Source organism: Variovorax sp. R-27, assembly GCF_049913215.1.
In the GTDB taxonomy this organism is placed as follows: Bacteria; Pseudomonadota; Gammaproteobacteria; order Burkholderiales; family Burkholderiaceae_C; genus Variovorax.
This window is the reverse complement of the sequence record NZ_CP183984.1, coordinates 529,365-550,741: the sequence shown is the minus strand read 5'-3', so window position 1 is coordinate 550,741 and position 21,377 is coordinate 529,365. Positions and strand designations below refer to the sequence as shown.

At 68.1% G+C, this 21,377-nt stretch carries 22 protein-coding genes; 10 read left to right on the top strand and 12 right to left on the bottom strand.

The features are described 5' to 3' along the window. Window positions 1-169: 169 nt before the first annotated feature. Window positions 170-646, top strand: a complete 477-nt coding sequence (locus ACN9MV_RS02560; RefSeq protein ID WP_426391220.1) for a DUF6314 family protein — start codon at window positions 170-172, stop codon at window positions 644-646. Between the two features lies 1 nt (window position 647). On the opposite strand, the gene ACN9MV_RS02555 is transcribed toward ACN9MV_RS02560, so the two are convergent. The 5 genes from ACN9MV_RS02555 to ACN9MV_RS02535 form a co-directional block, all read right to left on the bottom strand. Further along, window positions 648-1,241, bottom strand: coding sequence for a biotin transporter BioY (locus tag ACN9MV_RS02555; RefSeq protein WP_093054258.1), 594 nt, complete (start codon window positions 1,239-1,241; stop codon window positions 648-650). A gap of 31 nt (window positions 1,242-1,272) precedes the next feature. Continuing rightward, entirely contained in the window at window positions 1,273-1,866 is a 594-nt protein-coding gene (locus tag ACN9MV_RS02550; RefSeq protein ID WP_093175283.1) for an energy-coupling factor transporter transmembrane component T family protein, read from the bottom strand. Next, window positions 1,859-2,605, bottom strand: coding sequence for an energy-coupling factor ABC transporter ATP-binding protein (locus ACN9MV_RS02545; RefSeq protein ID WP_426391219.1), 747 nt, complete (start codon window positions 2,603-2,605; stop codon window positions 1,859-1,861). Before ACN9MV_RS02545 ends, ACN9MV_RS02550 begins: the two co-directional genes overlap by 8 nt. Before the next feature lie 42 nt (window positions 2,606-2,647). Continuing rightward, a complete protein-coding gene (locus ACN9MV_RS02540) occupies window positions 2,648-3,484 on the bottom strand; it encodes an isocitrate lyase/PEP mutase family protein (protein WP_426391218.1) in 837 nt (278 codons plus the stop codon). Window positions 3,485-3,579: 95 nt separating this feature from the next. Further along, complete coding sequence (locus ACN9MV_RS02535) at window positions 3,580-5,283, bottom strand: M14 family zinc carboxypeptidase (protein WP_426391217.1); 1,704 nt, start codon at window positions 5,281-5,283, stop codon at window positions 3,580-3,582. A gap of 112 nt (window positions 5,284-5,395) precedes the next feature. Here ACN9MV_RS02535 and ACN9MV_RS02530 point away from each other — a divergent pair, with 112 nt between their 5' ends. The 4 genes from ACN9MV_RS02530 (at window position 5,396) to ACN9MV_RS02515 (ending at window position 7,726) form a co-directional block, all read left to right on the top strand. Beyond that, entirely contained in the window at window positions 5,396-6,109 is a 714-nt protein-coding gene (locus ACN9MV_RS02530; RefSeq protein WP_093053924.1) for a YebC/PmpR family DNA-binding transcriptional regulator, read from the top strand. 21 nt (window positions 6,110-6,130) lie between these two features. Next, window positions 6,131-6,529, top strand: a complete 399-nt coding sequence (locus ACN9MV_RS02525) for a GFA family protein (RefSeq protein ID WP_093053921.1) — start codon at window positions 6,131-6,133, stop codon at window positions 6,527-6,529. A 139-nt stretch (window positions 6,530-6,668) separates the two neighbouring features. Continuing rightward, window positions 6,669-7,367, top strand: coding sequence for an HAD-IA family hydrolase (locus ACN9MV_RS02520; RefSeq protein WP_093076906.1), 699 nt, complete (start codon window positions 6,669-6,671; stop codon window positions 7,365-7,367). Window positions 7,368-7,372: 5 nt separating this feature from the next. After that, on the top strand, window positions 7,373-7,726 hold the full coding sequence (locus tag ACN9MV_RS02515; RefSeq protein ID WP_426391216.1) for a cupin domain-containing protein: 354 nt from the start codon (window positions 7,373-7,375) through the stop codon (window positions 7,724-7,726). Window positions 7,727-7,742: 16 nt separating this feature from the next. Here ACN9MV_RS02515 and ACN9MV_RS02510 read toward each other — a convergent pair whose 3' ends face one another. The 7 genes from ACN9MV_RS02510 to ACN9MV_RS02480 form a co-directional block, all read right to left on the bottom strand. Then, window positions 7,743-8,900, bottom strand: coding sequence for an NAD(P)/FAD-dependent oxidoreductase (locus tag ACN9MV_RS02510; RefSeq protein ID WP_426391215.1), 1,158 nt, complete (start codon window positions 8,898-8,900; stop codon window positions 7,743-7,745). Then, on the bottom strand, window positions 8,897-10,312 hold the full coding sequence (locus ACN9MV_RS02505) for an FAD-dependent oxidoreductase (RefSeq protein WP_426391214.1): 1,416 nt from the start codon (window positions 10,310-10,312) through the stop codon (window positions 8,897-8,899). The genes ACN9MV_RS02510 and ACN9MV_RS02505 overlap by 4 nt, the downstream gene beginning before the upstream one ends. Next, window positions 10,309-10,689: a (2Fe-2S)-binding protein gene (locus tag ACN9MV_RS02500; RefSeq protein WP_426391213.1), complete on the bottom strand. Its 381-nt coding sequence runs from the start codon at window positions 10,687-10,689 to the stop codon at window positions 10,309-10,311. The genes ACN9MV_RS02505 and ACN9MV_RS02500 overlap by 4 nt, the downstream gene beginning before the upstream one ends. 19 nt (window positions 10,690-10,708) lie before the next feature. Then, window positions 10,709-11,203, bottom strand: a complete 495-nt coding sequence (locus ACN9MV_RS02495; protein WP_007828485.1) for an Lrp/AsnC family transcriptional regulator — start codon at window positions 11,201-11,203, stop codon at window positions 10,709-10,711. A 78-nt stretch (window positions 11,204-11,281) separates the two neighbouring features. Continuing rightward, a complete protein-coding gene (locus tag ACN9MV_RS02490; protein ID WP_426391211.1) occupies window positions 11,282-12,685 on the bottom strand; it encodes an aspartate aminotransferase family protein in 1,404 nt (467 codons plus the stop codon). 162 nt (window positions 12,686-12,847) lie between these two features. Beyond that, window positions 12,848-13,780 (bottom strand): 2-hydroxyacid dehydrogenase, encoded by a 933-nt coding sequence (locus ACN9MV_RS02485; RefSeq protein WP_426391210.1) that lies wholly within the window; start codon window positions 13,778-13,780, stop codon window positions 12,848-12,850. A gap of 94 nt (window positions 13,781-13,874) precedes the next feature. Next, window positions 13,875-14,753: a GNAT family N-acetyltransferase gene (locus tag ACN9MV_RS02480; RefSeq protein ID WP_093053902.1), complete on the bottom strand. Its 879-nt coding sequence runs from the start codon at window positions 14,751-14,753 to the stop codon at window positions 13,875-13,877. A 222-nt stretch (window positions 14,754-14,975) separates the two neighbouring features. On the opposite strand from ACN9MV_RS02480, the gene ACN9MV_RS02475 reads away from it, so the two are divergent. The 5 genes from ACN9MV_RS02475 to ACN9MV_RS02455 all read left to right on the top strand — a co-directional run bounded on the left by ACN9MV_RS02475 (window position 14,976) and on the right by ACN9MV_RS02455 (window position 21,322). Further along, window positions 14,976-16,457 carry an aldehyde dehydrogenase family protein gene (locus ACN9MV_RS02475; protein WP_426391209.1) on the top strand — a complete coding sequence of 494 codons (1,482 nt, stop codon included), beginning with the start codon at window positions 14,976-14,978 and terminating at the stop codon, window positions 16,455-16,457. 216 nt (window positions 16,458-16,673) lie between these two features. Then, on the top strand, window positions 16,674-17,339 hold the full coding sequence (locus tag ACN9MV_RS02470) for a haloacid dehalogenase type II (RefSeq protein ID WP_093053896.1): 666 nt from the start codon (window positions 16,674-16,676) through the stop codon (window positions 17,337-17,339). A gap of 31 nt (window positions 17,340-17,370) precedes the next feature. After that, window positions 17,371-18,663 carry an NAD(P)/FAD-dependent oxidoreductase gene (locus tag ACN9MV_RS02465; protein ID WP_426391208.1) on the top strand — a complete coding sequence of 431 codons (1,293 nt, stop codon included), beginning with the start codon at window positions 17,371-17,373 and terminating at the stop codon, window positions 18,661-18,663. A gap of 69 nt (window positions 18,664-18,732) precedes the next feature. Continuing rightward, window positions 18,733-20,355, top strand: a complete 1,623-nt coding sequence (locus tag ACN9MV_RS02460) for an ABC transporter substrate-binding protein (protein WP_093076890.1) — start codon at window positions 18,733-18,735, stop codon at window positions 20,353-20,355. A 10-nt stretch (window positions 20,356-20,365) separates the two neighbouring features. Further along, entirely contained in the window at window positions 20,366-21,322 is a 957-nt protein-coding gene (locus ACN9MV_RS02455; protein ID WP_093053887.1) for an ABC transporter permease, read from the top strand. The last annotated feature ends 55 nt before the right edge of the window (window positions 21,323-21,377 follow it).

Sequence of the window (21,377 nt, the reverse complement as noted above, 5' to 3'; positions counted from 1 at the left end):
ACCTCGCTCGGGGCCCTGTTCACCCAGATCGGCTTTGGGGCCGGTCTGTGAGATGAATTGTGCGCCGTTATCTAAGTAAAAACCCTTAGAGAAAAGAACCACGGCGTTCACGAAGTGGAAACAATCAGCTGCTCCAAAGGGAGATCAAGGCTTGTCGTAGAGTCTTTGCATGAGCACGCCGGCCCCTGCCTTTCCACCCCCGCCCCCCTGGGGCACTGCGGACACTGTCTTCGACAGGCTGGTGGGCGCATGGGACCTGGAACGAACCATCGAGGGCCAGGCCTCCATGACCGGCACAGCCGTGTTCACGCCGCTCGAGACAGGGATGCTGAAGTACCGCGAAGAGGGCCGGATCCGCCTTGCCGACGGCAAGGAATTCGACGGCCACCGCGAGTACCTCTTCGAACGCGCCCCGGGCGGCTTCGTGGTGCACTTTGCCGAAACCCCGCCGCGCCTGTTCCACGCCATCGGCATCGTGCGCGACGGCGATGCGCTCGCCGGTTCGGCCACGCACCTGTGCACGCCCGACACCTACGACAGCAGCTACCGCTTTCTGGCGGACGGCTCCTTCACCATCCGCCACACGGTCCACGGCCCGCGCAAGGACTACCTCTCGGCCACCGTGTTCAGGCGACGCGGCAAGTAGCTCAGTCGCGGTCGAGCCGCCAGCCCGGCATGCCGCGCATCACCGTCTGCACGAGCATCGCGCAGATGCCGCACTTGATCAGGTCGCCGGGAATGAACACCAGCATGGCCAGCGCGGCCTGCGGCAGCGACATATGGGCGATCAACGAAAGCCCGACGATGCCGAAGCCGTAGACCACGACGATCCCGCCGACCACCGACGACACAAAAGCCGCAACCAGCAGCCCCACGCCCGTGGCCCCGGCCATGCGACGCACGGCAAGGCGCATCAGCAAGCCGCAGGCGAAGGCCCCGAACATCCAGCCGAACAGGAAGCCCCCGGCCGGCGCCACGAACACGCTCAGGCCGCCGCGGCCGCCGGGCAGCAGCGGCAGGCCCAGTGCCACCGCGAGCAGGAACAGCGCAATCGCCAGGAACCCACGGCGCGGCCCGAGCAGGCAGCCCGCCAGCATCACGCCCAGCGACTGCAGCGTGATCGGCACGCCGAACGGCAGGTCGATCTTCGGGATCAGGCCGAACACCGCCATCAGCGCTGCGAACAGCGCGATGTACGACAGGGAGCGGGACGAAGTGAGGGAGCCTGAAGTGGTGGTCATGGCAATCGCAATCGAGAAAAAGGAAGGAAGCTCAGCGCCCGAGCCGCGCGGCGAGCGCATCGGCCACGCGCTCCGCCGTCTGCAGCGTGCGGATGGTCAGCGGCGCCAGCAGCCGCAGGCCGCCGCCGTGGCCTGAACGCGCGCGGTAGGCGTCGTCGAGGCGCTGCCACTGCACATAGAAATTTTCGGCGAAGCGCAGCATCAGGCCAAGGCCCAGTGCGATCCGCTCGGTCGGCACGCCAAGGCGCTGCAGCGGATGCAGCACCGCTTCGAGCACCGCCAGCAGGTCTTCGAAGCGCGTGGTCAGCGTGAGCATCAGCGCAAGCGTCGCCGCGCTGGCAAGGCGCAATGCGCTGGCCACGCCGAGCGGGGTCGTGCCCATCGCCCAGTGGAAGCCGACGATCAGCCCGCCAGCGATCGCCACGCCGACCAGCATGCGCACCCGGCGCCACGCAGGCGGCCCGAGCGAGACGAAGATCAGCAGCACCACCGCGCAGGCAACGGCCAGATGCACCGGCCGCTCGACCAGCACCAGCAGCGTGCCGCACACCGACAGCACCGCGAGCTTGACCCACGCCGCCATCGCATGCATCCACGTCGGCTGCTCCGAATAGAGGCTACGCATGGCGGCCCCGCTCTGCCGCAGCGCGCTCGCGCACGTTCTCGGCATAGGCCTCGCACACTTCGCGGCCCGGCCCGTCGGCGCGCACCTTGCCCTGTTCGAGCCACAGCACGCGTTCGAAGTCGTAGACGTGTTCGAGCAGGTGCGTGGACACGAGGATCTGGTGATCGCTCGCCTCGAGCTGCGCGGCCAATCGCGCCTGGCTCAGCAGATCGAGGCTGGCAAAAGGCTCGTCGAGCAGCAGCGTGGCGGGCTCGCTGATCTGCAAGGCCAGCAGGCACACCTGCTGGCGTTGCCCCTGGCTCAGCTCGCCCACGGCGCGCCCGGCCCAGGCTTCGAGCCCGCGCTGCGCAAGAAAATCGCGCGCCTGCTGCCGCGCCGCCTGCCGTGTTTCGCCACGCGCCGTGAGGCTGAAAGCCAGTTCCTCGGCCACGGTCGGAAAAATGATCTGGTCGTCGGGGTTCTGGAACATCAGGCCCACGTGCTTCGACAGCTGCCTGCGGTCGGCCTGCGTGTCGCAGCCATGCACGACCACGCGCCCCTGCTGCGGCTGATCGAGTCCGCTGATGAGGCGGAACAGGCTGCTCTTGCCGGCTCCGTTGTCGCCGACCAGGCCGATGCGCGTCTCCTGCAGGCTGAGCGTCAGCCCCTCGAAGACATGCTGGTTGCCGCGCACCAGCGTCACCGCCTCGAGGCGGATGCTGTGCGGGGAGCTGGTTTCGGGCGGGGTCGGCTGCGGCAAGGGGCGCCCACTGTACCCGAACGCGCCATGGGGCCAAGGAGTTCAGGCAGTGGCGGCAAAGAGCCCGTTGATCTCTCCGACCGACAGCATGCCCTCGCCCATCGTGCCGAAGCGGCCATGCTCGAAAGCCTCCTTGGCGATCCGGTCTACCAGCCCCAATGCCGACTGCAGCGGGCCGCAACCCAGGCTGATTCGCCGCGCACCAGCACGCGCGAGCCCATCGGCGGACGGTGCGCCGGCATAGCCCGCGTACACGTTCACGGGCAGGCTCAGCGCGCCCGCCAGCCGTTCGATCTCTTCAAGACTGGACATGCCGGGCACGAAGATGCCGTCCGCACCCGCCGCCGCATAAAGCTGTGCGCGGCGCAGCGCCTCTTCGAATCGAGCCGCCGGGTCGTTCCAGGGCACGAAGTAGACGTCGGTGCGCGCGTTGATGAAGAAGCGCGCGTCGAGCTTGCGGATGGCGGCGATGCGCTCGCACAGCACCTCGGGCGCCGCCAGCTCGCGCGTGCCCGGCCTTGTGCCGTCCTCGATGTTGATGCCGGCCGCGCCCATGCCGATCAGCGCGCTTGCCACGTCGCCCACCGCCTGCGTGCTGTCGCCATAGCCCTGTTCGATGTCCACGCTCACCGGCACTCCCGTCACGCGGCAGATGCGCTCGCAGGCTGCGATCAGCTCGCTGACGGGCATGCGCTCGCCGTCCGCGTAGCCAAGCGACCAGGCCATGCCCGCGCTGGTGGTTCCGATGGCGCTTGCGCCGGCGCGCTCGACGATGCGGGCGCTGGCGGCGTCCCAGGCGTTCACGAGAACCAATGGATCAGGGCCGGCGTGCAGCCGGTGAAAGGCATCTGTCTTCTGTTGCGCGTCGCTGGATCGCATGTCTGGTCGTTCCAAAGGAGTTGAAGGATGACCGCAGCCTAGACGCAATGCGCCGCCGGGACTTGGAAAAAACTGCTGTCCGCGCCGCGACCTGCCTATATCAGCCCGACCACCGGATAGCGTCGCCACCCCGGCTCCGCATGGCGCCGGCCGTGCGCAAAGAGAAAGCCCAGCACAGCCTGCTGGTCAGACAGCTTCTCGGGGTGGTCCGCCTTCCACTGCTCGAACTGGCGCTTCAGCGCGGGCTCGTCCTCCAGCATGCGCAGCGCGGTGTCCTCGAATACATAGGCCGAGAAGTTCTCCTTCTTCTCCAGCACGCTATTGAAGAAGCCCCAGCGGAAGAAGCTGTCGTGGGCTTCGGGCTCCAGCGTTTCGACCGCGTAGCGGGCGTTGGGTTGGTCCAGTGGCACCAGCACGTCGCCCACGCGCGCCTGGAAGCGCTCGGTGTGCGTGGCGAGCACCAGCTGGTCATGGAACATGTGGCCTTCGTAGGCGCTCGCGCGCGAGGTCACGCTCTGCACGCGGTACACCCGGGCCGCATCGAACAACTGGTCCGCTTCCAGGCGCCGCAGCTCGACGCCGTTCCATTGCAGGCGCTCGATCACTTCGCGCCAGGCCTGGGGCACCAGGTAGGCCTTGGGCGCCGCGACCGCCAGGTCTTCCACGCAGCGATCGAAGTGCACGATGTCTTTCTCCCAGGGCTGGCTGCGGTCGTAGGCCAGGCGCTCGTAGTTCCCGAGCCGGCTCGGCGTGCGAACCGCGCGATAGCCCTTGAAGCGAAGGCTCGCCGGCCGGCTGCGGTCGTTGCGCCATGTCAGCGGCCAGCGCGCCTGCTGCGCTGCAGCAGCCCTGGCGTCGCGGCGCAGCGCCTGAATCTGCGCCGCGTGCGCGACGGTGAACTCCAGCACCACCTCGACCAGCGTCCGCATGGAAGCCACGCGGTCGGCAAAGGGCTTGAGCATGTGGGTCTCGGGCATGAAGCCGATGGTGTGGTGCAGCGCCGCATAGCCGGTGGAAAAGCGCGGCAGGTCGAGGAAGTCCTCGATGCCGTCGTCGGGTGTCTCGGCCAGCAGGTTCATGTACGGGCAGGTGGGCCAGCCGCGTTGCGCCATGTCGCCGTAGATCGCAGGCAGCATGCTTTCGCGCAGGAACTGCCCGAGCCCGCCGCCCAGCTTGTCGGGCTGGGTCGGGATCAGCGTCATGGTGTAGCTGTAGTCCGCGCCGTTGGAGGTGTGGGTGTCGACCATCACATCCGGGTCCCACGCGGTGAAGAAGCGGTTGAACACCTGCGCGGCCAGGCTGTCGCACTTGATGAAGTCGCGGTTCAGGTCCAGGTGCCGGCCGTTGCCGCGGAAGCCGAAAGATTCGGGCCCGAGCTGGTTCACGCGCGAGGTGTTCTGCCGGTTGATACAGCCGTCCACGTTGTAGACGGGAATGAACAAAAACACCGTGTCGCCCAGCGCCGCCAACCGCCCGGGCTGCGTGCAGAAATCGCGCACCAGCGCCATGCAGGCGTCGATGCCCTCGGGCTCGCCGGGGTGGATGCCGTTGTTATTGAAGAACACCGGGCGGCGCTGCTGCTTGAGCGTGTCGCGATCGAACACGCCGTCGGCAGTGACCACGCCGGCGTGAAGGGGAACGCCGGTGTCCGACACGCCGATCTCGCCCCAGCGCAGCACGCCGGGAAATTGCCCGGCCAGCCGCTCGTAGAAGGCGATGCATTCGGCCCAGGTGGTGGTCTGGTTGCCGTTGCCGGACTCGAACGGCGTGGGGTACTGGTTTTCGTGTGCAGCAGTCATGGGAAGAAGGCTACAGTAGTCGCCCCAATCCGGTCATCCAGCCCTTCTTTCTGCAAAGCCAGGAGCCTGCCAGACACGGCCGCACGCACAACACACATTCAAGGAAACAGACATGGGCGCCCAATGGAAAGCGAAACACAAGGATCTGGCGGCCAATGCCAAGGGCCGGCTGTTCAGCAAGCTCGCCAAGGAAATCATGATGGCCGCGCGCAACGGCGCCGATCCGGCCTCCAACTCGCGTCTTCGGCTGGTCGTGGAGCAGGCGCGCAAGGCCTCGATGCCCAAGGACACGCTCGACCGCGCCATCAAGAAAGGCGCGGGCCTCACTGGCGAGGCCGTGCATTTCGAGCACGTGATGTACGAAGGCTTCGCGCCGCACCGCGTGCCGGTGATGGTCGAGTGCCTGACCGACAACGTGAACCGCACCGCGCCTGAAATGCGCGTGCTGTTCCGCAAGGGCCAGCTGGGCACCTCGGGCTCGGTGTCGTGGGACTTCGACCACGTCGGCATGATCGAAGCCGAACCCGCCAAACCCGACGCCGACCCCGAAGTGGCCGCCATCGAAGCCGGCGCCCAAGACTTCGAACCGGCCAGCGAAGGCCACCCCGCAGTCTTCCTGACAGACCCCACCGACCTCGATCTCGTGAGCCGCGCGCTGCCGGCCCAGGGCTTCACCGTGCTGTCGGCCAAGCTGGGCTACAAGCCCAAGAACCCGGTCGATCCGGCGAGCCTGAGCGCGACAGACCTGGAAGAAGTCGAAACCTTCCTGGCGGCCATCGACGCGAACGACGACGTGCAGAACGTGTTCGTGGGCCTGGCGGGCTGAGGCAGCTTCTTCATCGGCCGCATGCTCGCGGGAAAGTGCCTCTGCGGCGCCGTCCACTACAAGGTGGCGGATGAATTCGCCTACGCCCTGAACTGCCACTGCTCGGACTGCCGGCGCGCGACCGGCTCGGCCTTCAAGCCCTTCGCGGGCATCGAGCGCGGCAAGCTCGCCATTACGCAGGGCGAAGACGCGGTGATGATCTACGGCAAGAAGGACGCGGGCGACATTCACTGCGCAAAGTGCGGCTCGCTGCTCTATTCGGTGGTGCGCGACGGCCAGTTCGTGCACGTCACGCTGGGCACGCTGGTCGATGCGCCAGCGATTCGCCCGACCGCACACATCTTCGTCGGCTCCAAGGCGCCGTGGTTCACGATCACGGACGACCTGCCGCAGCACAAGGGCCACGTCGGCGAGAACTGAGCGCTGCCGCGCAAGAAGATGCCACCGCGGCGCCGACAACCGCATCCTGTGCCGTGACGCGGCCCAAGTTCGGGCCCGCGCCCGCAGGGTGCGCACCTATGCTCGATGAAGTCCTCTTCTTCATCCTTGGAGCTTTTCCATGTCCCTGCAAGATTTCAAGGTCCTCACCTTCGACGTCGTCGGCACGCTGATCGATTTCGAGGGCGGCATGCTCGCCTACCTGCGCAGCGCGGCGCCCGATGCCGACGTGAGCGACGACGACTTCCTGGCCGCCTACCGGCGCGCGCGCGCCGACGGCAATGCCGGCTGGTACCCCGACGACCTGGAGCGCTGCTGGCACGCCGTCGCGCCGGCGCTTGGCTTGCCCGACACCGACGCCATCGCGCAGGGCCTGCGCGACTCGGTCGCGCAATGGCCGGCGTTCCCCGATTCGGTGGAAGCGCTGAAGCGGCTCGGCAAGCGCTTCAAGCTGGTGACGATGACCAACGCCCAGGCCTGGGCGCTGGCGCATTTCGACAAGACCCTGGGCTCGCCCTTCGACATGCTGCTGAGCTGCGACGACGCGCTGTGCGAGAAGCCCGACGCGCGCTACTTCGCCTATGCCCGCGGCCGCTTCGAAGGCGCCTGGGGCTACAAGCAGGCCGACAACCTGCACGTGGCGCAAAGCCAGTACCACGACATCGGCATCTCCAAGCAATTGGGCATCACCACCTGCTGGATCGAGCGTCGGCATGCACAAAAGGGTTCGGGCGGCACCATCGAGTCGAAGCACACCGTGCCCGACTACCACTTCCACACGCTGGCCGAGCTGGCCGATGCGGTCGAGGCCGGACGTTGAGCACCATGGGCATCACCATCCTTCGCCAGTCGGCCACCATCGGCGGCCTGCAAGACCAGGGCACGCCCGCACGCCCCCTGAGTCAGCCACCCTGCCGGCTGAGCGGCATCGACGTCGAGCTCGCCGGCGCAGGTGACAACAAGAGCGGCATCTGGCAATGCGAGCCCGGCCGCTTCGAGCGCCAGCTGGCCAACGCCGAGGTCATGCACATCCTGGCCGGTGCCTGCACATTCACGCCGACCGATGGCGCCGCGCTGGAGATTCGCGCGGGCGACACGCTGTTCTTTCCGGCGAACACCACCGGAGAGTGGCATGTGCACGAGACCTTGCGCAAGGTCTTCGTCGTGATGACGCTGTAGGCAAGCGGCCGCGGCCTCAGGCCGCCTGCTTCGTCTGCTCTTGAGCGAACCGGCCGATCGAGAAGCTCTCGATCGGCGTCGACGTCTGGCCAGTGGCGATCAGCTCGGCCATCGTCTCGCCCACGCCCGGGCTGATCGCAAAGCCCTCGCCATTGAAGCCGAAGGCATAGTGCAGGCCCGGCACGCGGGCGCTCGGGCCCATCACGGGTTGCCAGTCGGCGGTGTAGCCCTCGATGCCGCTCCACACGCGGATCAGTTGCACGTGCTCGAAGGCCGGCACGAAGCGGCGCAGCTCGCGCAACTGGCGCAGCACGTTGTCGGGCTTCACGTAGGCGCGGATGTGCTGCGCATGCGCAGGCCCCTTGAGCCCGCCGCCGAAGACGATGTTGCCGCGCGCGATCTGCCGGAAGTACAGGCCCTCGTGCTCGATGGGCGAAGAGATGCCGATCGACGGCCCGATGGCGTAGGGCAGCGGCTCCGTCACGCCCATCTGCGGCCCGCGCGCATCCATCGGCACGGCTTCGCCGAACTGTTCGGCCATGCGGTTCGACCACGCGCCGCAGGCTACAAAAAGCTGCGCCGCGCGAAAGCGCCGGCCGTCCGCCGTGTGGGCAACGAAGCCCGCGCCATCGCGCTCGACATGCATCACCTCGGCCTGCTCGACGATGTTCGCGCCCGCGCGCCGCGCTGCCCGCGCAAAGGCCGGGCCGGCCAGGCGCGGGTTGGCGTGGCCGTCGTTCGGCGACAGCGATCCGCTCACGATGCCGGGCGCGAAGATGCCCCAGCGCCGGCGCAGATGCTCCGCATTGAATAGTTCGAGATCGAGGCCGAGCGGCTTCACGTCTTTCGCGTGCTGCTCCAGCACCGCGGCCTGCTGCTCGGTGTAGCAGACGCGCAGGTGGCCGTAAGGCACGAACTCCAGGTCTTCGCCCAGCAGTTCCTTCACGCGGCCCCAGACGGCGCGCGCACGGTTGGCCAGTGGCATCTGCGCCAGAGCGCGGCCCTGCCTGCGCACATTGCCGAAGTTGGTGCCGCTGGCCTGGCGGCCCACGAGCTCGCGTTCGAGCAGCGTGACCGACAGGCCATGCTGGCGGCGCAGGAAGAAGGCGGCGGTGGTGCCCATCAGGCCGCCGCCGAGCACCAGCACGTCGGTGGTGGTCGTCGTATCGCTCATGCCTGCACCTCGCGCGTGTTCATCATCAGCGGCTTGACGGGTGCTTGCGAGCGCAGGCGCCCCACCAGTTGCACCGGCACGCCGCTGGCCTGCGCCACGATCTCGGCCGAGGCGTGGCCGCAGAAGCGGCCCTGGCAGCGCCCCATGCCGACGCGGCTGAAAGCCTTGGCGCGGTTGACTTCATGGCTGTCCATCTCGTTGACGCAGCGGCGCAGTTCGCCTGCCGTCACCGCCTCGCAGCGGCACACGACCGCGTCGTCGGGCAGTGCCGCAGCCTGTGCATGCGGCCATGGAAAGGCACGCGCCAGGCCTTCGCGGAAGCGATTCATCTGCGCCAGGGTGCGACGCAACGCGGCGGACTCGGCGTCGTAGAGCGCACGGCCCGGTGCATGGCCGAGATCGGCCAGCGCGGCGAGCGCTGCCAGTCGGCCGGCCGCTTCGGCACCATCGGCCCCGAGGATGCGAACGCCGTCGCCGGCCAGGTACACGCCCTTGGTGCTGCTGCGGCCGTCGGCGTCGATGCGCGGCAGCCACTGCCGGCTCAGCGGCTCGAATTCGAAGTCGCAGCGCGCAATGTCGGCCAGCTGCGTTTCGGCGCGCAGGTGCCAGCCGAGGCCCACGGCATCGCACTCGAAGCGCTGCTCGCGCCCCTGGGCATCGCGTACGGCCACGGCCTGCACGCCCAGGCTGTCGTCGCCGTCGATGCGCAGCGGCTCCACGCCCTGCAGCACCGGCACGCCCACGCGGCGCAGGCCGCGAATCAGCGCGAGCCCGCGCAGTGCCAACCGCGGTCTTGCAAGCAAACCGGCCACGGCGCCCCAGGGCTTGGCGGCCGGTGCGGTGTCGAGCACCGCTGCCACCCGCGCGCCGGCCTGCACGTACTGCGAGGCCACGAGGTACAGCAGCGGGCCGCTGCCCATGAAGACGACGCGCGAACCAATGGCGCAGGCCTGCGCCTTCAGCGCGATCTGCGATGCGCCCAGGCTGTAGCAGCCGGCGCGGTGCCAGCCCGCCACGGGCATCAGCCGATCGGTCGCGCCGCTGCACACCAGCAAGGCATCGAACGGCAGCGTCTGCGGCTCGCCGGCATGCACGACGTGCAGCGCGCCTTCGCTCACGTTCCAGGCCAGCGTGTCGCCGCGGTAGTCGATGTGGTCGCGCAGCGCGTCGAAGTCGCTGTGCAGCGCCTGCGCTTTTTCGGCCTCGGTGCCGTAGAGCTTGGCATAGGGCCGCTTGAAGCCCTCGGGCTGGCGGCGGTAGATCTGGCCGCCGTCGCGCCGGCTTTCGTCGACGACGATGGGCCGCACGCCGGCGCGCACCAGCGCCTGCGCGGCGCGCACGCCGGCGGGGCCGGTGCCCACAACGACGATGCGTGGCGAAGCAGAAGGAAAAGAAGGAGGCGCCCCGCTCATGCCCCGCCCTCCGGCGCATGGCGAGCCAGCGACTGCTGCAGGTCCGGTGTCGGCAACCACTGGTCCGCCGGCGGGCGCGTAAGCACCGACATGCCCTCTTCCACCGGTGTCGAGCAGGCGCGCAGGCGCTCGCCGGCCGGTGTCCACACCCAGCAGTCCTGGCAGGCGCCCATCAGGCAGAAGCCGGCGCGCGGCCCGTCGCCGAACTCGCTGTCGCGCACGCGTCGTCCGTTGCTCAGCAGCGCCACCAGCAGCGTGTCGCCGGCCAGCGCGGTGCGGGCCTCGCCGTCGATGTGCAGGGTCAGCGCGGGCCGGTCGGTTTCCGCGAGCCGCACGAAGCGGGCTGGCGGCTGGAAGCGAGGCTTTGGTTCGGGCATGGACGGTCGAAGGCGCCGGTCAGCGCTCGTGAGGGAAAAGCCGTTCGATCGGACAGTGCGTCTTGATGAACGGCGACTTGATGACGATGTAGCTGAAGTACTTCGCGATGCCGATGTTGCGTTCGAGCAGCCCCTCGATCACTTCCTGGTAGTGATTCACGCCGCGGGTGAGAAAGCGCAACAGGTAGTCGTAGCCGCCGCTGACCAGGTGGCATTCGAGCACCTCGTCGACCTCGCGGATCGCAGCCTCGAAGCGCACGAAGTCCTCGCGGTGGTGGTCCGACAGCGTGACCTCGGTGAACACGGTGAGCGTGTCGCCGAGTTTTTCGAGCCGAAGGTGCGCGCCATAGCCGGCGATGTAGCCGGCCTGTTCCAGCCGCTTCACGCGAATGAGGCAGGGGCTGGGCGAGAGCCCCACCGCGTCCGCCAGGTCGACGTTGGTCATGCGCCCGTTCTTCTGCAACTGGGCCAGGATGCGAAGGTCGAGTCGGTCGATCTTGAAAGCTTCTGACATGGCGGTGCCTGATAACGAGAGAAAGCCCGATTCTGCGTCGTTGGCCGCCGGTCTTGCGGGCTTTGCGCGCCTGTTCGCTCAGGCCGCCATCGCGGCGCGGACGTCAGGTGCTTCCAGCACTTCGTCGAGCGTCTTCTTCAGCCGCGCGAACATCTGCGCAAACTCGTCCTCGGTGAAGGTGAGCGCAGGCGCAAAGCCGAGGATGTGGTCGCCGAATGAGCGGAACACCAGCCCGTTGCGGTAGCCGGCGGCGAAGATGCGATCGGACAGCCCCAGCGCCGCATCGAAACGGCGCTTGCTGGCCTTGTCGCTCACCAGCTCCAGCGCGCCCAGCAGGCCGCGGTGGCGTGAATCGCCCACCAGCGGATGCGCGAGCAGCGCATCGAGCCCGGCGGCGAAGTGCGCCGCGCCGCGCTGGCCGTTGGCAAGGATGCCGCCTTCCTCGTAGAGCCGCAGCACTTCGAGTGCAACAGCGGCGCCGACCGGGTGCGCCGAATAGGTCGCGCCGTGGCCAATGGAGGCGCCCTCGGGCGCGCCGTCGGCGATGCCGGCGTAGACCTTCTCCGACATCATGGTCGCGCCCATCGGCACGTAGCCGGCCGTGAGGCCCTTGGCCATGGTCATCAGGTCGGGCTCCACGTCTTCGGCTTCGCAGGCGAACATGGGTCCGGTGCGGCCGAAGCCGGTGATGACTTCGTCCACGACGAAGAGGATGTCGAGCTCACGCGCGGCCTCGCGCATGGCCTTCAGCCAGCCCTTGGGCGGCACGATGACGCCGCCCGAGCCTTGGATGGGTTCGCAGAAGAAGGCAGCCACGTTGTCCGCGCCCAGCTCGGCCACCTTGGCGCGCAAGGCCGCGACCGACGAGGCGATCAGCGCCTGCGGGTCGGCGCCGTCGGCATGGCGATAGGCGTAAGGCGACGCAATGTAGTGCTGCGTGGGCAGCGGCAGGTCGAAGCCGCGATGAAAGGCCGGCAGCGCCGTGAGGCCCGCGCCGGTGGACGACGAGCCGTGGTAGCCGCGCTCCAGCGAAATGAACTGCTTCTTCGACGGCCGGCCGGTCGCGTTGTAGTACTGCACGATGAAGCGCACGGCGGCATCGACCGCCTCGGAGCCACCCAGCGTGAGGTACACGCGGGTCAGCGAGGCGGGCGTGATCTGCACCAGTTTTTCAGCAAGGCGGATGGCCGGCTCGCTGCTGAAGTGGAAGTAGCCGGTTGCGTACGGCAGCTTGCGCATCTGCTCGGTGGCGGCCTGCACCACGCTCTCCTGCCCGTAGCCCACGTTCACGCACCACAAGCCCGCAAAGGCGTCGAGCAGTTCGTGGCCGTTGCCGTCGGTCAGCCAGGCACCACGGCCCGAAGACAGCACGGTGGGGCCGCGCTGCTCGTGCACGCGCCAGGGCGAGACGGGGTGGATCAGATGCGCGCGGTCGATTGCGTCGAGCGCGGCTTGGTGGGGCAATGCGGTGGGGTGCGTCATGACGGTGTTGGAGGGAGCGAGAGCGAAGGAGCTTTCGATGCCCTCAGCTTAGGCGGCGCACCGCACGAGGTGGTGCTGCTTTGGGGGTGCCGCACAAAGCAGGCTGCGGTTGTGTGCATGGCACGCAGCAGATCGTGCGGTCGGTCTTCCTTCTTCCCGTCTTCAATACCCACGCGCGCGGTCGACCAGCCCGAGCATCGGCTCGCCGGCTTCGAAGCGCTCGAGGTTGTCGAGCACCACTTCCGCCGCGCTCAGCGGCTGCGTCATGCTCGCGATGTGCGGCGTGAGCTGGATGCGCGGATGGCGCCAGAAGGCGTGCTCCAGCGGCAGCGGCTCGGGGTCGGTCACGTCGAGCACCGCATCGCCGATCTGTCCGCTTGCGAGCGCGGCCAGCAGGTCGGCATCCACAAGCTGCGGCCCGCGCCCCACATGCACCAGCCCGGCGCCCGTGGGCAGCAACGAAAACAGCCGCGCATCGAGAAAGCCGCGTGTCGAATCGGTCAGAGGCAGCAGGCACACGAGGATGTCGGTGCGCGCCAGAAAGGCCGGCAGCTCATCGGCGCCGGCATGGCATTGCACGCCGTCGACCTCGTGCCGCGAACGGCTCCATCCTGCGCAGTCGAAGCCCAGCGCAACAAGCTGCGCCAGCACGGCCTGCCCGAGCGAGCCCAATCCGAGCACGCCGATGCGCCGTTCACCAGCGGGCCGCACGGGCAGCGGCCTCCACAGGCCCTCCTGCTGCTGGCGCCGGTATTGCGGCATGTCGCGATGCAGGCCAAGCACAGCATGCGTCACGTACTCGACCATGCCGCGCACGATGCCGGGCTCCACCATGCGCACGATTGGCAACGAGGCCGGAAGCGCTGCGAAGTCGAACTGATCGACGCCCGCGCCGGAAGAAAACAGCACTTCCAGATTGGGAAAGCGCGTCGCCAGATCTTCCGGCGGCTCCCAGGCTGCGAGGAAGCGCACCTGCGCTGGGTCGCCGATGTCGGGCCAGATGCGGAAGTCGATGTCTGGTGAGCGGCGGCTGAACACTTCGGCCCACAGGCGGCCTCTTGCCGGGTCGGATTTGTAGAGGAAGGTAGTTTTCATGATTGACTGGGACTCGGCTGGGAACACGTTCAGGGTGCGTGCGAATGACACCGGGTACTCCCGTCGGCGTGATCGCACCCTGAACAGCAAGCGCTCATCCAACAGCCTGAGTAACGATGGCAAAGAGCGAAGGACCACCCGCCGGAGTGACAAGCGGCGCACCACGCACCATCGTCGTAGGCGCATCCACACGCAGCAGCCCGATGCTCTCCAGGCACTCAGACAGCCCACTGTCGAAGTCGATGTCGATGCGCGTGAAGTGCCCGGCATTCACACTGGCCAGATGCGCGATCAACGCCTTCGCACCGTCGACATCAGGCGCAACCACCGGCCCGATCGAATGCCCGCGCCCGAAGCGACGCAGCATCGCAAAGCCGCGCGGTTCGTTGTCATGGTCGAGCACCACGCAGGCATCGGCGGTGGACAGCAGGTCGGCAATCAATGCATCGCGCGGCATGCCACGCGCCGCCGCGTCGAGGGCCTGCAGCGCTGCTGCCTCGTGAACACCGGCAGGCCGCAGACGCCAGCCTGGCTGCAAGGCCACCAGCGGCGCCGACTGCGCGATGCCCTGGTGCTGCCGCAATTCGCCGGTGCGCACGAACCCCAGCCGCTCGTAGAGGCCGCGACCTTCGGCGGTGGCATGCAGCAGCACCGTGCGGTCTTCCAGGCCGTCGAGCAGCGCGCTCATTAAACGGTGTCCGATGCGCCGGCCCTGGCAGGCTGGCGTCACGACCACGAGGCCGAGGGTGGCGTGGCGTTCGCCCCAGAGCCAGCGCAGGGCACAGCCGACGATCTCGCCGTCGCGCTCGGCCACGATGCCTTCGGCATGCGCGAACACCTGCGCCCAGTCCGCCAGCCGATGCGGCCAGCGCAACAGGTCGGTCAGCGCCTGCGCGAACGGCAGGTCGGCAGGCGTCATCGGTCTCAGCACCACGCCGTCTCCGGTGGGTGCATTCGGGGTCTGATCGGGCATTGAAGGGTCTCGGTAGCGAAGAGGATGTTCCTTCCATCTTGGACGACATCGGCGCACGGTGCCAGACCGAAATCGACGTTCACTGCAACTTGCAAGCTTCGGCTGCAACGTGCCCGGGTTTTGCAATTCGCTGCGGTGCGGTGCCTGCGTACGCATACAAATGCTGTGCCAACCTGCCTAGGATCGATCGCCGCCCTTGCGGTGTTCTCGCAACCTACGCCCATGCAAGCCTTCGACCCGCGACAGATCCACGTGCCTTCGGGCCATTTCATCGGTGGGCGCCTCGTGCCCGACGCCGGCCGTATCGTGGTGCACAGGCCCTCCGATGCGCAGGCGCATGCCGAGCTTCCACTGGCCGATGCCGACACGGTAGACGCCGCCGTGCGCGACGCATGGAGCGCCTGGCGCCACAGCGACTGGGCACGCCGTGCACCGCGTGAACGCGCTCGCGTGATGCGCCGCTGGGCTGAACTGATCGAGGCCGATGCGGCAAATCTCGGCCCGCTGGAAGCCGTGTGTTCCACGCGGCCGGTGCGCGACGCCATCGCGTGGGACGTTCCATTCACGGCCGAGGGCCTGCGCTTCTTCGCCGAGTACGCGGACAAGCTCGGCGGCGAAGTCGCGGCAACACGCCACGACCACCTTGGCATGGTGGTGGCCGAGCCCTATGGCGTCATCGGTGCGATCACGCCGTGGAATTTTCCGCTGGTCATGGTGTCGTGGAAGGTCGGCGCGGCGCTCGCGGCCGGCAATGCGGTGGTGCTCAAGCCATCGGAGCTCACGCCCTGGTCGGCGCTGCGGCTGGCCGAGCTGGCCATCGAGGCCGGCGTGCCGCCCGGGCTCTTCAACGTCGTGCAGGGTGATGGCCGCATCACTGGAGACGCGCTCTCGCGGCACCCGCTGATATCGAAGATGACCTTCACCGGCTCCACCCGCACCGGCGCCGCCATCATGGCCGCCTGCGCCATGACCGGCCCCAAGCCGGTAACGCTGGAACTCGGCGGCAAGAGTCCGCAGCTGGTGTTCGACGATGCGCCCGACATCGACCGCCTGGCCGGCATGATCGCCGGCGCCATCACCGGCAACGCGGGGCAGGTGTGCGTGGCCGGGTCGCGGCTGATCGTGCAGCGCGGCATTGCCGAGGCGCTGGTGGAGCGCATCGCGGCGCGCTTCGCGGCGATCCGCCCGGGCGCGACCTGGGACGACACGGCCACGCTGCCGCCCATCATCTCGACGCCGCAGGCCGGCCGCATCCTGGAGATCGTCGATCGCGCGCGCGACGCCGGGGCTACCGTGCGCTGCGGCGGCGGCCTGTTCGACGGCGGGCCGGGTGGCGCCTACTTCCAGCCCACGCTGATCGAGGGTGTTGACGGCGCCAACCCCGCGGTGCGCGAAGAGATCTTCGGACCGGTGCTCACGGTGCAGACCTTCGCCGACGAAGAAGAAGGCCTGGCGCTTGCCGCGCACGAGCACTACGGGCTGGCCAGCGGCGTGCACACCGCCGACATCGGCCGCGCGCTGAGGGCGATGCGCGGCATCAGTGCCGGCACGGTCTGGATCAACCGCTACGGCCGCAGCGCCGACTTCGTGATTCCCACCGGGGGTTATCACCAATCGGGCATCGGCAAGGACCTGGGGCGCCAGGCGGTCGAGGCCAACCTGCGCTTCAAAAGCGTGCTCATCGACTTCGCCGCGACGCACTGAGGTGCGCCGCCGCACGCATGGAGGGCAGACCGCATGGCATGCCGCCACGCCCCCTTCAAACCGCAGCTTTGTCGCGGCGGGCAACGTTTTTCCCTACAACTCCGGAGCGGCTGCGTGCTGCAATCAATTCGTAATGAGCTTGTCGCAATTGCCATCCAAAGCAAGCGACCCGACCCGGCCGGCGACCGGTTTGAATGAACCCAAGGATTCGAGACCATGACCTTCAAGCCCAAGTACGTGACCTTCGACTGCTACGGAACGCTGACGCGCTTCCGCATGAAAGAGATGTCGCATGAGCTCTTTGCCGATCGCATTCCGGCCGAGCACATGGAGCAGTTCATCGCCGACTTCGCGGCCTACCGCTTCGATGAGGTGCTGGGCGCCTGGCAGCCCTACGAGGTGGTGCTGAAGAACGCGGTGCGGCGCCTGTGCCGCAAGTGGAAGATCCAGTACTTCGACCTGGACGCGCAGAAGATCTACGACGCGGTGCCCACCTGGGGCCCGCACGCCGACGTGGCCGCCGGCCTGGCCAAGGTCGCGAAGGAAATCCCGCTGGTGATCCTGTCGAACGCATCGGACGACCAGATCCAGAAGAACGTCGCGATGCTCGGCGCTCCCTTCCACCGCGTCTACACCGCGCAGCAGGCCCAGGCCTACAAGCCGCGCCTGACCGCCTTCGAATACATGCTCGATTCGCTCGGCTGCAACCCGGAAGACGTGCTGCACGTGTCGTCCAGCCTGCGCTACGACCTGATGTCGGCGGACGACCTGGGCATCGTCAACAAGGTGTTCGTGAATCGCGGCCATGGGCCCGGCAACCCCGCGTACCGCTACACGGAGATCCAGGACATCGGCGGCCTGCCCGGCGTCGTCGGCCTCTGATCTTTCTTTCTTGCAGCACCAGCCCCACGCCATGAAGCTCGACTCCTACTGGACCGATTCGGCGCCAGCCTTCGCCCCCGAGGCACATGAGTTGCCGGCGCAGGTCGATGTAGCCATCGTCGGCGGCGGCTTCACCGGCCTGTCGGCGGCGCTGGCACTGGCCCGGCGTGGTGCCCGCGTCGCGGTACTGGAGGCCGGCTCGCGGGTGGCGGCCGAAGCGTCGGGCCGCAACGGCGGGCACGTCAACAACGGGTTGGCCGTGGACTACGCCGATGTGGCGGCCAAGGTCGGCGTCGAGCGCGCGCGCGGCTGGTATCACGCGTACGACGCGGCGGTCGATACGGTGGCGCGGCTGGTGCGCGACGAGGCCATCGACTGCGACTTCATGCGCCACGGCAAGCTCAAGCTCGCCACGCGGGCGAACCAGATGGCCGCGCTCGAAAACAGCGCCCGACGCCTGGTCGACGACGGCGTAGACTGCGACGTCGAACTGCTCGACGCGGCGCGCGTGCGCGCAGAGGTGCAGAGCGATCGCTTCCACGGCGGCCTGCTCTACAAGCGCAGCGGCCAGATGCATATGGGTCGCTTCGCACACGGACTGGCAACGGCCGCGCAGCGCAACGGCGCACAGATTCACACCTCCACCGAGGTCAGCCGCATCGAGCGCATCGGCCAGGGCCATGCGCACCGGCTGCACACCGGGCGCGGCGTGGTCACGGCGCAGCAGGTGCTGCTGGCCACGGGCGCGACGCGCCATGGCGGCTACGGCAGCTTCGGCTGGCTGCGCCGGCGCATCGTGCCGATCGGCAGCTTCATCGTCGTCACCGAGCCGCTGGGCGCCGAGCGTGCGCAGGCATTGCTCGCGGCGCGGCGCACGTATACGACCATCGCGAACATCCACCACTACTTCAGGCTCACGGCCGACCACCGGCTGGTGTTCGGCGGACGGGCACGCTTCGCGGTCTCCAGCCCGCAGTCGGATGCCGCGAGCGGCGACATCCTGCGCGCGGGGCTGGCCGAGACATTTCCGCAGCTCGGCGCGGTGCGGCTCGACTATTGCTGGGGCGGACTGGTCGACATGACACAAGACCGCCTGCCGCATGCCGGCGAACGCGACGGCCTCTACTACGCCATGGGCTACAGCGGCCACGGCACGCAGATGTCGGTGCACATGGGCGAACGCATGGCCGCCGTGATGGGCGGCAATGCGGGCGCCAACCCCTGGCAGGGCCGCGAGTGGCCCGCCATTCCCGGCCACTTCGGCCCGCCGTGGTTCCTGCCGGCGGTGGGCGTCTATTACCGGCTCAAGGACAGGCTGGCCTGAGGGCTTGCAGTCATCTCTTTCGTTCGTTTCCGATTTCTTCCACCCCACGGCCCCTCAGGAGCACCCACCATGAGCGACAGCAGCAACAAGAGCTTCGAAAACCTCGTCGGCCCAGACGAAAGCCTTCGCGTGATGGCATCGCTGCGACGCGGCGCCTCTCGGCGCGACATCCTGACGATGCTGATGGCCGGCGGCATGCAGGCCACGCTGGCCGGCAGCCTGGCGGGCATGGCGGTGTCGGCCCATGCGCAGACGCCGCGGCGCGGCGGGCGCATCCGGGTGGCGGGGGCCACCGCTGCCGCGACCGACACGCTCGATCCGGCCAAGCAGTCGAACCAGACCGACTACTCGCGCTGCAACATGATCTACAACGGCCTGACGACGCTCGACGGCAGCCTGACGCCGCAGCCCGCGCTGGCCGAATCGTTCACCACCAAGGATGCCAAGACCTGGGTGTTCACGCTGCGCAAGGGCGTGCTGTTCCACGACGGCAAGGCGCTCTCGCCCGCCGACGTTGTCTTCTCGGTGATGCGCCACAAAGACCCGGCCGCGGCCTCCAAGGCCAAGGTGCTCGCCGACCAGATCGAGAGCGTGAAGGCCACGGGCCCGAACGAAGTGACGGTGGTGCTGAGCGCGCCCAACGCCGACCTGCCGGTGATCCTGGGCACCTTCCACTTCCACATCGTCAAGGACGGCACCACCGACTTCAACACCGGCATCGGCACCGGCCCCTACAAGCTCAAGGAGTTCAAGCCCGGCATCCGCTCGCTGGTGGTGCGCAACGAGGCCTACTGGAAACCCGGCAAGCCGTACCTCGACGAGATCGAGTTCGTCGGCATCGGCGACGAGAGCGCCCGCGTCAACGCGCTGCTGTCGGGCGGCATGGACCTGGTGGGCTCGGTCAACCCGCGCTCGGTGGAACGCGTGAAGGGCACGCCCGGCTTCGGCATCTTCGTGACCCAGTCGGGCCAGTACTCCGACCTGGTGATGCGCAAGGACGCGGGCCCCGGCGCCAACCCGGACTTCGTGCTCGGCATGAAGCACCTGTTCGACCGCGAGCAGATGAAGAAGACCATCGCGCTCGACTACGCCGTGGTCGCCAACGACCAGCCGATCGACCCGACCAACCGCTTCTACTTCGGCGGCCTGCCGCAGCGCCCCTTCGACCTGGACAAGGCGAAGTTCCACCTGCAGAAGGCCGGCGTCACCGGCAAGGTGCCGGTGGTGGCGTCGCCCGCGGCGCTCTACTCGGTGGAGATCGCGCTGATGCTGCAGCAGACCGCGCAGCGCGCAGGCCTGGAGCTCGACATCAAGCGCATGCCGGCCGACGGCTACTGGTCGAACCACTGGCTCAACAGCCAGGTGGGCTTCGGCAACGTCAACCCGCGCCCGAGCGCCGACGTGCTGCTCACGCAGTTCTTCCAGTCGGGTGCGGCCTGGAACGAGTCGCGCTGGAAGAGCGAGAAGTTCGACCAGCTGCTGCTCGCCTCGCGCGCCGAGACCGACCTGGCCAAACGCAAGCAGATGTACGCCGACATGCAGACCATGATCCACCAGGACGCCGGCATCGGCATTCCGCTTTTCCTGGCGAGCATCGACGGCCACACTTCCAAGCTCAAGGGGCTGTCGCCGATTCCGCTCGGCGGTCTCATGGGCTACAACTTTGCCGAGAGCGTATGGCTCGAAGCATGAGCCCGCGGACATGAACCGACAGATCCTCAAGCTGCTCGGCCAGCGCATAGCGCTGGCGCTGCTGTCGCTGCTGGCGGTGTCGGTGATCGTGTTCTCGATCACCGCGGTGCTGCCCGGCGACGCAGCCCAGGAGCAGCTCGGCCAGGACGCCACGCCGGAAGCATTGGCCGCGCTGCGCGCGCAGATGGGCCTGGACGTACCCGCGCCCAAGCGCTATGCGCAGTGGCTGCTGGGCATCGCGAAGGGCGATCTCGGCCGCTCGGCCACCACGCAGATGCCGGTGTCGGAGCTGGTTGCCAGCCGCCTGCCCAACTCGCTGCTGTTGGCTGCTGTCACGGCGCTGTTCTCGGTGCCGATCGCGCTGGCGCTGGGCATCGCCTCGGCGGTGTGGCGCGGCTCCTGGTTCGATCGCCTGGCCTCGACCTCGGCGGTGGCGGTGGTGTCGGTGCCGGAATTCCTGGTCGCGACGCTGGCGGTGCTGGTGTTCGCGGTCAAGCTGCGCTGGCTGCCGGCACTTTCCTTCGTCAGCGACATCGATTCGCTGGGCCAGATGCTGCAGGCCTTCGCGATGCCGGTGCTGGTGCTGTGCTGCGTGATCGTCGCGCAGATGATGCGCATGACGCGCGCCGCGGTCATCGACCAGCTCGAGGCGCCCTACATCGAGATGGTGCGGCTCAAGGGCGCTTCGCCGATGCGCATGGTGCTGGCGCACGCGCTGCCCAACGCGGTAGGCCCGATCGCCAATGCGGTGGCGCTCAGCCTGTCGTACCTGCTCGGCGGCGTGATCATCGTCGAGACCATCTTCAACTACCCGGGCATCGCCAAGCTGATGGTCGACGGCGTATCGCAGCGCGACATGCCGCTGGTGCAGACCTGCGCAATGATCTTCTGCTGCGCCTACCTGATCCTGGTGACCGCTGCCGACATCTGCGGCATCGTCGCCAACCCGCGGCTGCGGCACCGCTGAAGAAGAGGCAGCAAGCATGGAACCGTCCACCTCCCCCTCCTCTTCTCCGGCTGTG